This is a genomic window from Nocardioides sp. Z35_8 (assembly GCF_059621125.1).
In genome coordinates this window covers 1-12,511 of sequence record NZ_JCAQIE010000005.1, presented here as the reverse complement: position 1 = coordinate 12,511, position 12,511 = coordinate 1, and the positions used below count along the sequence as shown (strand labels likewise).

Annotated in this window: 13 protein-coding genes and 1 rRNA gene; 2 read left to right on the top strand and 12 right to left on the bottom strand. The window is 73.1% G+C overall.

The window, feature by feature from the left end:
• Positions 1 to 45 precede the first annotated feature (45 nt).
• Both AC54T2_RS18605 and AC54T2_RS18600 read right to left on the bottom strand, forming a co-directional pair.
• Complete coding sequence (locus AC54T2_RS18605) at positions 46 to 678, bottom strand: CG0192-related protein (protein ID WP_496666918.1); 633 nt, start codon at positions 676 to 678, stop codon at positions 46 to 48.
• 93 nt (positions 679 to 771) lie between these two features.
• Positions 772 to 1,359 carry a pyridoxine/pyridoxamine 5'-phosphate oxidase gene (locus AC54T2_RS18600; protein WP_186342278.1) on the bottom strand — a complete coding sequence of 196 codons (588 nt, stop codon included), beginning with the start codon at positions 1,357 to 1,359 and terminating at the stop codon, positions 772 to 774.
• Between the two features lie 165 nt (positions 1,360 to 1,524).
• On the opposite strand from AC54T2_RS18600, the gene AC54T2_RS18595 reads away from it, so the two are divergent.
• Positions 1,525 to 2,052, top strand: coding sequence for a hypothetical protein (locus AC54T2_RS18595; protein ID WP_496666917.1), 528 nt, complete (start codon positions 1,525 to 1,527; stop codon positions 2,050 to 2,052).
• A gap of 66 nt (positions 2,053 to 2,118) precedes the next feature.
• Here AC54T2_RS18595 and pyrG read toward each other — a convergent pair whose 3' ends face one another.
• The 8 genes from pyrG to AC54T2_RS18555 are packed head-to-tail and all read right to left on the bottom strand — an operon-like array spanning position 2,119 to position 10,703.
• Positions 2,119 to 3,813 carry a CTP synthase gene (gene pyrG, locus AC54T2_RS18590; RefSeq protein ID WP_186342279.1) on the bottom strand — a complete coding sequence of 565 codons (1,695 nt, stop codon included), beginning with the start codon at positions 3,811 to 3,813 and terminating at the stop codon, positions 2,119 to 2,121.
• Between the two features lie 11 nt (positions 3,814 to 3,824).
• On the bottom strand, positions 3,825 to 4,718 hold the full coding sequence (locus AC54T2_RS18585) for a copper transporter (RefSeq protein ID WP_496666916.1): 894 nt from the start codon (positions 4,716 to 4,718) through the stop codon (positions 3,825 to 3,827).
• Complete coding sequence (gene steA / locus AC54T2_RS18580; RefSeq protein ID WP_186342281.1) at positions 4,715 to 5,914, bottom strand: putative cytokinetic ring protein SteA; 1,200 nt, start codon at positions 5,912 to 5,914, stop codon at positions 4,715 to 4,717. Before steA ends, AC54T2_RS18585 begins: the two co-directional genes overlap by 4 nt.
• Positions 5,915 to 5,929: 15 nt before the next feature.
• Positions 5,930 to 7,702: a DNA repair protein RecN gene (recN, locus tag AC54T2_RS18575; protein ID WP_186342282.1), complete on the bottom strand. Its 1,773-nt coding sequence runs from the start codon at positions 7,700 to 7,702 to the stop codon at positions 5,930 to 5,932.
• Positions 7,695 to 8,645, bottom strand: coding sequence for an NAD kinase (locus AC54T2_RS18570; protein WP_186342283.1), 951 nt, complete (start codon positions 8,643 to 8,645; stop codon positions 7,695 to 7,697). The genes recN and AC54T2_RS18570 overlap by 8 nt, the downstream gene beginning before the upstream one ends.
• On the bottom strand, positions 8,642 to 9,481 hold the full coding sequence (locus AC54T2_RS18565) for a TlyA family RNA methyltransferase (RefSeq protein ID WP_496666915.1): 840 nt from the start codon (positions 9,479 to 9,481) through the stop codon (positions 8,642 to 8,644). Before AC54T2_RS18565 ends, AC54T2_RS18570 begins: the two co-directional genes overlap by 4 nt.
• 6 nt (positions 9,482 to 9,487) lie before the next feature.
• Positions 9,488 to 9,673 carry a hypothetical protein gene (locus AC54T2_RS18560; RefSeq protein ID WP_496666914.1) on the bottom strand — a complete coding sequence of 62 codons (186 nt, stop codon included), beginning with the start codon at positions 9,671 to 9,673 and terminating at the stop codon, positions 9,488 to 9,490.
• 10 nt (positions 9,674 to 9,683) lie between these two features.
• The gene (locus AC54T2_RS18555) at positions 9,684 to 10,703 is read right to left on the bottom strand and encodes an HAD-IIA family hydrolase (protein WP_496666913.1); all 1,020 of its coding nucleotides are present in this window, start codon (positions 10,701 to 10,703) and stop codon (positions 9,684 to 9,686) included.
• Between the two features lie 48 nt (positions 10,704 to 10,751).
• On the opposite strand from AC54T2_RS18555, the gene AC54T2_RS18550 reads away from it, so the two are divergent.
• Positions 10,752 to 11,870 (top strand): DUF1015 family protein, encoded by a 1,119-nt coding sequence (locus AC54T2_RS18550; protein ID WP_496666912.1) that lies wholly within the window; start codon positions 10,752 to 10,754, stop codon positions 11,868 to 11,870.
• On the opposite strand, the gene AC54T2_RS18545 is transcribed toward AC54T2_RS18550, so the two are convergent.
• Positions 11,845 to 12,243 carry a single-stranded DNA-binding protein gene (locus tag AC54T2_RS18545; RefSeq protein ID WP_496666911.1) on the bottom strand — a complete coding sequence of 133 codons (399 nt, stop codon included), beginning with the start codon at positions 12,241 to 12,243 and terminating at the stop codon, positions 11,845 to 11,847. The genes AC54T2_RS18550 and AC54T2_RS18545 overlap by 26 nt on opposite strands.
• A 198-nt stretch (positions 12,244 to 12,441) precedes the next feature.
• A 5S ribosomal RNA gene (gene rrf, locus AC54T2_RS18540) occupies positions 12,442 to 12,511 on the bottom strand; the annotation flags it as partial.

Genomic DNA, 12,511 nt, shown 5'->3' with positions numbered 1-12,511 from the left:
TCCGCGCAGGAGGTTCCCTCTGTCGAGGAGCCAGCGCCGGGTCCGCTAGATCGGTCGAACTCCGGCCAACACTGCCGGGCCGTGCTGGGCCCAGCTGCCGGTGAGCGTCTGCTGGACGGCTACCTCGGTTCCGATCACGCGAACGACGACCAGGTCGAACTGTTCGGTCCGTACGACCGTCGTCGAGCCCTCCTCGCGGCAGTTGACCGCCTCCACCTCCGCCACGGGGGTCCCCTGGTTCCCGCTGCCCCGCACCTCCGCGGTGGCGGCCCGTGGTTGAAGGCGCCCCTCCATGTCGACGAGCTCTTCGGCCTGGGTGCCGCCGGTCAGTACAGCGGTCGCGAGCGCCGTCGCCCACACCGGGTCGCCGCACCCCTCGTACACCCAGCGCGTTCCGAGCACGGAGTGCTCGGTGGTGCCGATGAGGAACTCCTCGGCCCCGACCAACGGCGCCCCCCGGTAGGTCAACGGGACGTGGAACACCGAGCCGTCACGAGACTGCAGGAGGAGAGCCTCGATGCCCACCACGCCGGCCGGATCGTCGAACCTGTAGGCGCCCACCTGCTCGAGGTCCGTCACGTCGGTGACCCAGGTCTGCCGCGGCAGCCAGCTGGCGAGCAGCTGCAGCTTGGTCGGATTCAAGGTCGCCTTGTGGATGAGAGCCATGGCCACGACCATAGGCGCCCCACCTTCGGCACAGACGCTCGGACGCCACGATCGTGGGTCCCTCCGCCCGCATGCCACGTGGCAGCGGACAACGACTGCTGGCCGCTAGCGCTCGGAGGGAGACCCTGGGCGGGCTTCACCGCGCCAGATGTCGAGGTGCCAGGCTCCGTCGTAGGTGTAGATGATGCGCAGGTGCCGGCGATCCGGAGAGCCCTGCCAGAACTCGACGCGAGACGGGACCATGCGCCACAACCTCCAGTCCTGCGGATCGACACCGGCGCGGGCTGCCTCGCTGCGGGCTTCGTGGTCTGCGACACACTCTCGTCTGGATGCTTCGACAACAGGGCCGCGCGCACGCACGGCTCGCACGAGCGGCTGCCACCACAGGTTCAACGCGGCCGAAGGATGCTTCTCGAGCTGCTGACCCTTCTGCGACGATGCGGCGCCAGCGAACGCCCAGCCTTCGGTGTCGACTGCCTTGAGGATCAGCGTTCTGGCATCCGGGACTCCCTCGTCGTCGACGGTTGCCAACGTGGCGGCGATCGGCTCGGCGACACCCTGCTCTAGGGCGACGTCCAGCCATTCCTGGAAGAGCTGTACGGGGTCGGGAGGCAGATCAGTCGGGTCGATGCTGGGTGCGGTCCCGGTCAGGGAGGGGATCCGGCGCATGTCCTCCGCGCTCGTCGTGGCCATGATCCTAGGTTCGCACGTGCACCCGGAGGCACGACTGACGGCAGTCAGGACAGGCCCACACCCGCACGCTCGTCGCAAGATCCGCTCGCATCGTTCGCTGCAACCCACGTGCACGTCCGAAACCAGATGCCAGCGCGTGCTCGCTCCGGGTGCGACGATGACCCGGTGACCGCCGAAGGGGCATTCGAGCGGCTGGACGCTACGCCCCCACTTCCTCGTTCGATCTGGGTGCTTGCCTGGGCCTCGCTGGCGGGCCAGGTGCTCCTGGTCCTCCGACATGGAGGTCGCGTCGGCGAGGAAGCGTCGCAGGTCCTGTCCATGATCCTCGGGGCCCTGCTGGTCGGCTACGTGTCCGCTGGCGTCGTCCGGGCCCGCCGCGTCCGCATCGTGCTTGCCTGGGTCCTACTGACGCTGGGTTTCGTCGGCGGTCTTGCCGATCTGTTCTCGATCCACGGCCTTGGTCAGACAGCCCCCGCGGTGCTCGCGCTCACTGCCAGTGCCGGGGCTCTCGCCGGACTCGCAAAGTTCTGCCGCAGCGATTGGTACGCATGGCAGCAGACGCGTCCGTCAGCCCGCGCAGGTGCGCCCATCGGCCAACTCGTCGTGATCGGGGTGCTCGTAGGCGTGCTGGGTGGCTACGTCGGATCGGTTGACGCCGGGGTCACTGCGCGGGTCGACGTCAACGTCGGCTGATCCGCCCGCGGGCGCAGGTGCAGGTACGTCTGACCGAATCCGGCCCGGTCACGGGCCGGCCGGGGCTCAGGCCTCGACTGCCTCGTCCTTGCGGCGCAGGCCGGACTCGTCGAGCGGGAACCGCTCGGAGCGCTGGCGCTCGATGGCCGCCCCGATGAGTCCCGCGAAGAGTGGGTGCGGGCGGGTGGGCCGCGAGCGCAGCTCGGGGTGTGCCTGGGTGGCGACGTAGTAGGGGTGCACGTCGGCGGGCAGCTCGACGAACTCGACCAGGCCGAGCTCGGGGTTGACGCCGGAGAAGACCATGCCCGCCCTCGCCAAGGTGTCGCGGTAGGCGTCGTTGAACTCGTAGCGATGGCGGTGGCGCTCCTCGACCGTCGCCTCGCCGTAGGCCGCCCGCACCACGCTGCCCTCGGCGAGGTCGGCCTTCTGCAGGCCCAGCCGCATGGTGCCACCGAGATCGCCCGCGCCGTCGACGAACTTCTTCTGCTCCTCGATCGTGGAGATCACCGGCTCGACGGTGTCGGGGTCGAACTCCGTCGACCCGGCCTTGGTCAGCCCGGCGACGTTGCGGGCGTACTCGATGACCATGCACTGCAGGCCCAGGCACAGCCCGAGGGTCGGGATGCCGTGGGTGCGGGCGTAGTGGAGCGCGCCGAGCTTGCCCTCGATGCCGCGCACGCCGAAGCCGCCGGGCACCAGCACGGCGTCCACGTCAGCGAGGTGCCGGGCGGCGCCGGCCTCGGTGCGGCACTCGTCGGAGGCGACCCAGCGGATGTTGACCTTGGCGTCGTGGGCGAAGCCGCCGGCGCGCAGCGCCTCGCTGACGGAGAGGTAGGCGTCGGGCAGGTCGATGTACTTGCCGACCAGCGCGACCGTGACCTCCTCCGACGGGTTGTGGACGCGGCGCAGCAGCTCGTCCCAGTCGGTCCAGTCCACGTCGCGGAAGGGCAGGTCGAGGCGGCGCACGACGTAGGCGTCGAGGCCCTCGCGGTGCAGCACCTTGGGGATGTCGTAGATCGACGGCGCGTCGGCGCACGTGACGACGGCCTCGTCATCGACGTCGCACATCAGGGCGATCTTGCGCTTGATGCCGGCGGGCAGGTCGCGGTCGGCGCGGCACACGATCGCGTCGGGCTGGATGCCGATCGAGCGCAACGCGGCGACGGAGTGCTGCGTCGGCTTGGTCTTGAGCTCGCCGGACGGGCCGATGTAGGGCACCAGCGAGACGTGGATGAAGAAGCAGTTGTCGCGCCCGATCTGGTGGCGCGTCTGGCGCGCGGCCTCGAGGAACGGCAGTGACTCGATGTCGCCGACCGTGCCGCCGACCTCGGTGATGACCACGTCGAAGTCGGGCCCGCCCATCGCGAGGATGCGGTCCTTGATCTCGTTGGTGATGTGCGGGATGACCTGCACGGTGTCACCGAGGTAGTCGCCGCGTCGCTCCTTGGCGATCACGGTCGAGTAGACCTGGCCGGTCGTCACGTTGGCGATCTGGTTGAGGTCGGTGTCGAGGAACCGCTCGTAGTGGCCGATGTCGAGGTCGGTCTCGGCCCCGTCGTTGGTCACGAAGACCTCGCCGTGCTGGAACGGGTTCATCGTGCCGGGATCCACGTTGAGGTAGGGATCCAGCTTCTGCATCGTCACGCGCAGGCCGCGCGCCTTGAGCAGGTTGCCCAGGCTGGAGGCCGTGAGCCCCTTGCCGAGGGAGGAGGCGACGCCTCCGGTCACGAACACGTGCTTGGTCGGCGTGTGGCTCTTCACGGGCTTCGATCCTACCCGAGCGGGACGGGTCCGTCGGCACCCGACGCACCGAAGGCGCCACCGGGAGCGGTCAGCGAGCGCTGGAGTGTGAGGATCGTCGCTACCCGGCCGGCTGCGGTGTCGATGCCGTCGAGGCTGGCGACGCCCGCCGAGGCCGGGTCGGCACGGAACCGGCCGAGCTGCCCGGTGCCGCCGTCGGCCGTGACCCCCACCACGACCACGCCGGTCGCCTGAGCCGCGAGGCCCTGGGCGAGCCCGGCGAGGATGGCGTCCGACCCGTCGTCCTCGGCGTCGGTCCCGAGCACGAGGAGCACCAGCGGCGAGCGCTCGGCGACCTCCCCCGGCTCGGCCATCAGGCCAGCACCGCTGATGGCGTCGGCGATCGCGCGCGCCTTGCCGTTGACGCCCTGGCCCTCCGCGTCCTTGGAGGCCACGGCGAGGCCGAGCAGCTGGCCGAGGCGGTCGTAGGTCGACGCGTCGGCGGCGACGTCGCCCTCGGCCTGCTGGGTCAGCAGCTGGCTGCCCAGCGTGTCGACGAGCGACTTCTGGGCGGGGTCGACGAGGTCGTCGGCGAGGTCGTAGCGGGCGCTCACGGTGCCACCGGCGGCCGTCACCTGCTCGCCGAGCGCACCCACCAGCTGCTCGTCGGCGCCGGGCACCGTCACCAGGGCGACCGACCGCTCGGCGAGACGGCCGCCGACGGTGGCCGGGCCCACAGCCGACACGAAGCTCTCGGTGTAGTCGACCTGCGCCTGGTCGTCGGCGGGTGTGGTCTCGCGGTCTCCCCCGGCGGTCGCGACGGTGGGACCGACGTCGGAGAGCGGGCCGCCGCCCAGGACGATCCCGGCCGCGAGGGCCAGGAACACGGCGACGATGGTGAGCAGGTGGTGGCGCAGGGTGATCAAGGGAGCATTCCTCGTACGTCGTCGATCAGGTCGGTCGTCGCGCCGGAGACCCGGGGCGACACGTCGTCGACCCACTGCTGGCCGACGGGGGTGACGCTCACTGCGGCGGCGAGCGCGAGCACGCCGGCGGCGATGGCCCCGGCCAGGTGCCGCGGTCGTACGGCGCCGTCGTAGAGCCGCGCGACGGCGGCGGCGTCGACCAGGTCGGGGCCGAGCTTGAGCCGGGTCAGGAAGGTGCTGGCCAGACCGGCGCGGCGCTGGTCGAGGAACTCGTCGAGCGTGGCGTGCATGCCGACGCCGACGATGAGGGCCGCGTCGTGGGCGGCGGCCAGCAGCAGCGCGGCGTCCTGCGTGGTCGCGGTGGTCTCGAAGCGCAGCGCGCGGATGCCGAGCCGCTCGAACGGCTCGGTCACGTCGCGCTTGGCCCCGCGCTGGACGAGCACGACGACGTCGCGGGCGCGGCGCAGGACGGCGGCGGCGGGCAGGTCGTCGGAGCCACCGGTCACGACGACGACGTCGGGGCGGTGCCCCGCGCCGACGAGGGCGTCGGCGCCACGGTCGACGCCGACCAGGACGGGCCGCTGCTCGCGCAGGAACGGCTTGATGGCGCGCAGCTCGTCCTCCCAGCCGTGGGAGCGGACGGCGACGACCACGGGCCGACCGGCCATCTCGGTCGCGGTGGTCGGCACGCCGTGGCCGTGCAGGAGCAGGTCCTGCTCGCGGCGCAGGAACTCGGTGCTGTTGTGGGTCAGGCTCTCCAGCTGGGCGGTGAGGCCGGAGCGGGCACGGTCCATCTCGCCCCGGACCAGCTCGTCGGTCAGCTCGCGGCCGTCGGCCACGAGGGTGTCGCCGACGTGCACCGCTCCCCCGTCGACGCGCAGCGCGGCGCCGTCCTTGACGCGGTCGAAGACCTCGGAGCCGGTGCTGTCGACGACGGCGAGCCCGGCCTCGACCAGCAGCTCGGGGCCGAGGTTGGGGTAGCGACCCGAGATCATCGGGCTCGCGTTGACGACGGCGACGACACCGGCGTCGACCAGCGCCTGCGCGGTGGCGCGGTCCATGTCGAGGTGGTCGAGGACGGCGACGTCGCCCGGGTGCAGGCGACCGAGCACGCTCGCCGTACGCCGGTGGACGCGGGCGGGGCCGTGGACGCCGGGGAGGGCGGGGGCTTGGCGGGTGCGGACTGCGAACTTCATGACCCCGCCATGGTCTCAGCCGGGTCCCGGCCTCCCGGGGAGGCACGCCCGCTCGGGCGCGGCGGCCTCGAGCAGCTCGCGGGCGTGGGCGCGGGCGCTCTCGGAGTCCTCGAGCCCGGCGAGCATCCGCGACAGCTCACGCTCGCGATCGTCGTCGCCGAGCGCGACCAGGCCGGACGTGGTGACCGTGCCGTCGCTCGACTTGTGCACCACCACGTGGCGGTCGGCGTAGGCGGCCACCTGCGGCAGGTGGGTGACCACGAGGACCTGGGAGGCACGGGCCAGCGCGGCGAGCCGACGTCCCACCTCGATGGCGGCCTTGCCGCCCACGCCGGCGTCGACCTCGTCGAAGACGAACGTCGGCACCGACCCGGTCTCCGCCAGCGACACCTCGAGCGCCAGCATCACGCGGGAGAGCTCGCCGCCGGACGCCCCCTTGTGGAGGGGGCGCGGCTCGGCGCCGGTGTTGGCGGCGAGCAGGAGCTCGACGTCGTCGACCCCGTGCGCCGCGGCGCGCACCCACCGCCCGTCGACCAGCAGCTGCGGGCCGGCGGGGGTCTCCGGGGCGGGGGTCTCCTGCTGCGTCACCGCGACGGTCACCGTGGCGTGGGGCATGGCCAGCGAGGTGAGCTCCTCGCTCACCGCGACGCCGAGCCGCCGGGCGGCCTCGGTGCGCTGGGCGCTCAGCGTGGACGCGAGCTCGCCGAGCTCGGCGCGGATGCGGTCGCGGCGCGACTCGAGCTCGGAGATCCGCCCGCCGGTGTCCTCGAGGTCGAGCAGCCGCTTGGCGCCGTCCTCGGCCCACGCCAGCACCTCGTCGATGCTCTCGCCGTACTTGCGGGTCAGCGCGGTCAGCGCCGCCCGGCGCTCCGACACGGCCGCCAGCCTCGCGGGGTCGGTCTCCAGGGAGGCGGCGTAGGACGCGACGTCGCCGGCCACGTCGACCAGCAGGTGGCCGAGCTCGGCGAGCCGGTCGGCCAGCTCGCCGGCCGCCGGATCGTGCTCGCGCACACCCTCGAGCGCCTGTCGGGCCGTGCTGGTCGTGGCGAGGGCGTCGGGGGCGCCCTCCTCGCTCGAGAGCGCCTCTCGGGCCGTCTCGGCGGCGGTGCGGAGCGTGTCGGCGAAGCCGAGCCGGGTCTCCTCGGCCGCGAGCTCCGCGTCCTCGCCGGGCCTGGGGTCGACGGCCTCGACCTCCCCCAGGCCGAAGCGCAGCTGGTCGGCCTCCCGGGCCCGCTCGCGGGCGGAGCCGACGACCTCGGCCAGGGTGCGCTCGGTGACGACCAGCTCGGACCACCGGGCGGCGTAGGCCGCGGCGGTCGCGGCCAGCTCGTCGCCGCCGAACCGGTCGAGCGAGGCGCGCTGCGCGCCGGGCCGGAGCAGGCGGTGCTGGTCGGACTGGCCGTGGACGGCGACCAGCGGCTCGGCCACCTCGGCCAGCGTGGTCACCGGGACCGAGGCCCCACCGACCCAGGCCCGGGAGCGTCCCTGCGCCGCGACGTTGCGCGCCAGGACGACCTGCCCGTCCTCGACCTCGCCGCCGGCGTCCTCGACGGCCCCGCGGAAGCCGGGAAGCGCGGTCGCGGCGACGACCCCCTCGACCCGGGCCTGCTTGGCCCCCGAGCGGACGGCCCCCGGGTCGGCCCGGCCGCCCAGCAGCAGGCCGAGCGCGGTGACGACCATCGTCTTGCCGGCGCCGGTCTCACCGGTGATCACGGTGAGGCCGGGGCCGAGCTCGAGCGTCGACGACTCGATGACGCCGAGCTGGCTGATCCGCAGCTCCTCAAGCATCGTGGTCCCCGTTGTCGCGCCGGCGACGCTCGGCGGCGCCACGCCAGCCCTCGACCGGCAGGTCGAACTTGGCCACCAGCCGGTCGGTGAACGGCGCGTGGTGGAGCCGGACCAGGCGCACCGGACGGGCGCCGCGGCGCACCTCGATGCGCGCGCCCGGCGGCAGGTCGACCGTGCGCCGGCCGTCGCACCACAGCACGCCCGAGCCCTCGGTGTTGGACAGCACCTCGACGGCGAGCACCGACGTCGGCGCCACCACCATCGGGCGGGCGAACAGCGCGTGCGCGCTCAGCGGGACCATCAGCAGGGCCTCGACCTCGGGCCACACCACCGGTCCACCGGCGCTGAAGTTGTAGGCGGTGGAGCCGGTGGGCGTGGCGCAGACGACCCCGTCGCAGCCCCACCGTGACAGCGGCCGCCCGTCGACCTCGACGACGACCTCGAGCATCCGCTCGCGGGCCGCCTTCTCGACGCTCGCCTCGTTGAGCGCGAAGGTGGAGAACAGCACCTCCTTGCCGACCATCACGCACACGTCGAGGCTGAGCCGGTCCTCGGCGGTGTAGTCGCGCGCGACGATCGCGGCGATCGTCGACGCGACGTCCTCCTGCTCGGCCTCGGCGAGGAACCCGACGTGGCCGAGGTTGACGCCGAGCAGCGGGGTGCTCGTCTCGTGGGTCAGCTCCACGGCCCGCAGGATGGTGCCGTCGCCGCCGATGACCAGGGCCAGCTCGCAGCCCTCACCCGGCCTGTCGTCGGCCCGGGTGGTCTCGACGAGGACGTCGGAGTCGTCGAGGCCCAGGTCGGCTGCCTCGTCGGCCAGCAGGCGTACGCCGATCCCGTGGGCCGTGAGCGTCTGCACGCACTCGCGGGCCACGTCGTGCACCTGGGGGCGGCCGGTGTGCGCCAGCACCAGGACACGGCGCGGGGGGCTGTTGCTGGTCACGGGTCCACCCTCTCACCCGCCACCCCCATCGACCCCGCGCGCTCCACCTCGGCGCGGATCTCGTCCGCCCCGACGGACGCCGGCCCGTGCCGCAGCAGCAGGAAGAACTCGACGTTGCCCGACGGGCCGGGAAGTGGGCTCACCGTGACCGCTACGGCTCCCCATCCGCGCTCGGCGGCGAGGTCGGCGATCGTGGTGACCGCCTCGGCCCGCAGCGCCAGGTCACGGACCACCCCCCCCTTGCCGACCCGGTCCTTGCCGACCTCGAACTGCGGCTTGACCATCAACGCCAGCGCGCCGTCGTCCCGCGTGACCGACAGGAGCGGGTCGAGGACGAGGGCGAGGGAGATGAAGGACAGGTCACCGACCACGAGGTCGACGGGCTCGCCGATCACGTCGAGGGTCAGCTCACGGATGTTGGTGCGGTCGTGGACCTGCACGCGGGCGTCGCTCTGCAGCGACCACGCGAGCTGCCCGTAGCCGACGTCCACCGCCACCACCTCGCGCGCGCCGGCCCGCAGCAGCACGTCGGTGAAGCCGCCCGTGGACGCGCCGGCGTCGAGGCACCGCTTGCCCCGGACGGTCAGGCCGTGCTCGGCGAACGCCGCCAGCGCGCCGGCGAGCTTGTGCCCGCCCCGGGAGACGTAGTCGACCGACGACGGGTCGTCCTTGATCACGATCGCGACGTCGGTGGTGACCCCGGTCGCCGGCTTGGTCGCGACGGCCCCCGACACCGTCACCCGACGGGCGGCCACCAGCTCGCTGGCGTGATCGCGCGAGCGGGCGAGGCCGCGCCTGACGAGCTCCTGGTCGAGGCGAAGGCGTCTGGGCGGCACGGTGGCTCAGGCGCCCGGGTCGGCGCCGGGCGCGTCGGGCCGGGCGTCGAGCGCACGCCGCAGCTGTTCGTGGGCCCGCTCGAAGACGGCGACGTGGTCGGAGACGGGGATCCCGTCCAGCCCTGACACGTCGGCCAGCACGCGGTCGACGGCCTCGACGCCGGTCGGGTCGTGCTCGGGCACCTCGCTCATGGCCGCGAGCCTACTCGGCGCCGAGTCGCCGGACGGGTCCGGGCGGCGTCGTGTCGGTGACGTCGGCGGGGCTCCCGTTGTCGTCGAGGTGACGCCAGCACGCGGTGGCAGCGACGCGCCACCAGTCGGCGTCCGACCCCTCGCCCGACACGCTCAGTCGGCCCCTGTCGACCCGGGCCATCCAGCCGCCGAGCTCCGCGGCGCGCTCGCTCACCGCGGGGGCCGGATGGGTCTCGAACAGCCCGTCCATCGTCGGTGAGATGTAGGTCGGGCGGAGCCGGGGCGGAGCCGCTGCCAGCTCGTCGAGCCACGTCACCCCGGTCAGCACGAGCAGCGAGGGCGCGTCGATCGCGTGGGCGCCCTCGATGTCGGTGTCGAGGCGGTCGCCGACCATCAGGGGCCGGTCGCCACCCACGCGCAGCACGGTCTCCTCCATGAGCGGCTTCTCGGGCTTGCCCGCCACCACGGCGTCGACGCCGGCGAATCCGGTGATCGTGCGCACGAGCACGCCGTGACCGGGCGCGAGTCCGTAGGGGGTGGGGATCGTCAGGTCGGCGTTGCTGGCCACGTAGGGCAGCCCGCCGCGCACCAGGGTGGCCGCACGCATGATCTCGCGCCACCGCACGTCGGGTCCGTAGCCGCTCACCACGGCCACCGCGCCCTCCGGGTCGTCGACCGGCACCAGACCCGCCTCCAGCAGTGCGACCCGGAGACCCTCGCCGCCCAGGAGCAGCACGCGGGCGCCCGCGCCGTGCTCCTCGACGAGCAGCCGGGCCGCGGCCTGTGCCGACGTGACCACGTCCGACGGATGGGCGTCCACCCCGACCCCGACGAGCTTGTCGACCACCTGCTCAGGCGTGCGTGAGGCGTTGTTGGTCACGAACGCCACGTGGCGCCCGTCCTGGCGCACCTTGTCGATGGCCTCCGCGACTCCCGCGATGGCCTCGGTGCCCACGTAGACCACCCCGTCGAGGTCGAACATGACCAGGTCGTGCGCCTCCACGAGCGGCGTCGTCGACTCCTCGAGCATGGTCCACCCCTTTCCGGATTGTGACGAGCGTCCCCCTACGATGCTCCGATGGACTCCGCCACCGTCGTGCCTCCGTACGTGGCGAAGCCCCTCGAGCTGCTCCCGTTCCGGGCGGTGATGCTGGCACCGGCGCGCGTGGGTGACCCCGCCTCCGCGCGAGCACTGGCGCGACCCTATCGCGACGTCGCGGGGCGGCTGACGCAGTGGATGGCCCGTGGTGACGCGAGCGCCGACACCGAGCCCGCGCTCTACCTCCACGAGTACACCTCCGGCGGCCTCACCGTGCGAGGACTGGTCGGTGCCCTTCGCGTCTCGCGCCGCGCGGAGACGCTCGAGAAGCGGGTGGTGTGGCCGCACGAGGCGATCCACCCCGAGCAGGCCGGCGAGCTGGCCGACCGCATGCTGCAGATGGACCTCAACCCCGCCCCCATCCTTCTCGTGCACCACGGCCGCCGCGAGCTCCGCGAGCTGGTCGCCGAGCTCACGCGAGCCGAGCCTGACTGGCGCTACCTCGACCGCACCGGACAGCGACAGCGGCTCTGGGCCGTGCGCGACGACGCGACCGTCGCGCGGATCGGGAGCCTCATCGCCGACAGCCGATGCCTCCTCGCCGACGGCCACCACCGCTACGCGGCCTACCTCCGACTGCAGGAGCAGCACCCGGGCACGCCCTGGGACTCCGGACTCGCGATGCTGGTCGACCAGGCCGACACTCCCCTCTTCCTCGGCGCCATCCACCGCACGCTGCCCGGCGTCGGGCTCGACGCGCTGCTCGACGGGGCTCGCCGGGCGGGAGCCGCGGTGACGCAGCAGCCCCGCCCCCGGGCGCTCGGGGCCCTCGACAGCACTCACATGGTGCTCACCGACGGGGACGCCTGGTACGCCGTGGCGCCGGACGGGCTCGAGCGCGAGGCCGCGGTGTCCTGGCTCCACGACCACGTGCTGCCCCGGCTGCCCCGACCGCCGCGCCGCATCCACCACCACCACACGGTCGACGAGGCTCTGGCCGCGACGTCGGCCGCGGCGCCCGGCGTGCTGCTGCCCAGCCCGGACTTCGAGCAGGTGCAGGCCCTCGTCGAGTCGGGCGGGCTCCTGCCCGAGAAGGCGACGTCGTTCCAGCCCAAGCCGAGCCTCGGTGTGATCATGCGGCCGGTGCTCGACGGATGATCCGTCCCGACGACGCCTCGACCTCCACCCGCGAGCGCGTCGCGCCGCCGGCCTGGTAGAACCGGCACCGCACGGCGCCCACCACCTCGACGACGTCACCCGGGCGCCAACCCACGACGCGGCGTCGCAGCACCGCGGTCCACGCCGTGCAGGGAATCGAGTCGACCCGCTGCCCCGACGCGGAGCCGCTCACCCTGCCCGTCGCCGGCGGGCGCTCCACCGACACCCGGAAGGTCACCAGGCTGTCGCCGCTGGGCAGCTCGACCGTCATCGGGACGCTGCTGAGCCGCCCCGTCAGTCGTACCTCGTTGATCGCCTCGTCCGCACCGGCAGGCGTGCTCCGGGCCGCGGCCTTCGTCTGTCCTGTGCTCACCATGCACCTCCTGCCTCCGACTCTGACGGGGAGGACGGACAACAGCGGACCCGTGGTCGCAACGGCTGTGGACGACACCGTTCTCAGGCCGCCTGTGGACGGTGAGCGGCCAGGCAGCACGCGCCGAGTGCGCTCCGGACGATGCCATGAAATGCAGAAGTGGGGCCACCCGAAGGTGACCCCACTTCCACAATGTATGTCCGGCGGCGTCCTACTCTCCCACAACCTCTCGGTTGCAGTACCATCGGCGCTGAAAGGCTTAACTTCC

Excerpts from the sequence above, each read along its gene's own strand:
- recN (WP_186342282.1), bottom strand. The coding sequence starts at position 7,702 with ATGCTTGAGGAGCTGCGGATCAGCCAGCTCGGCGTCATCGAGTCGTCG.
- AC54T2_RS18560 (WP_496666914.1), bottom strand. The coding sequence starts at position 9,673 with ATGAGCGAGGTGCCCGAGCACGACCCGACCGGCGTCGAGGCCGTCGAC.
- AC54T2_RS18600 (WP_186342278.1), bottom strand. The coding sequence starts at position 1,359 with ATGGCCACGACGAGCGCGGAGGACATGCGCCGGATCCCCTCCCTGACC.
- AC54T2_RS18555 (WP_496666913.1), bottom strand. The coding sequence starts at position 10,703 with ATGCTCGAGGAGTCGACGACGCCGCTCGTGGAGGCGCACGACCTGGTC.
- AC54T2_RS18605 (WP_496666918.1), bottom strand. The coding sequence starts at position 678 with ATGGTCGTGGCCATGGCTCTCATCCACAAGGCGACCTTGAATCCGACC.
- steA (WP_186342281.1), bottom strand. The coding sequence starts at position 5,914 with ATGAAGTTCGCAGTCCGCACCCGCCAAGCCCCCGCCCTCCCCGGCGTC.
- AC54T2_RS18550 (WP_496666912.1), top strand. The coding sequence starts at position 10,752 with ATGGACTCCGCCACCGTCGTGCCTCCGTACGTGGCGAAGCCCCTCGAG.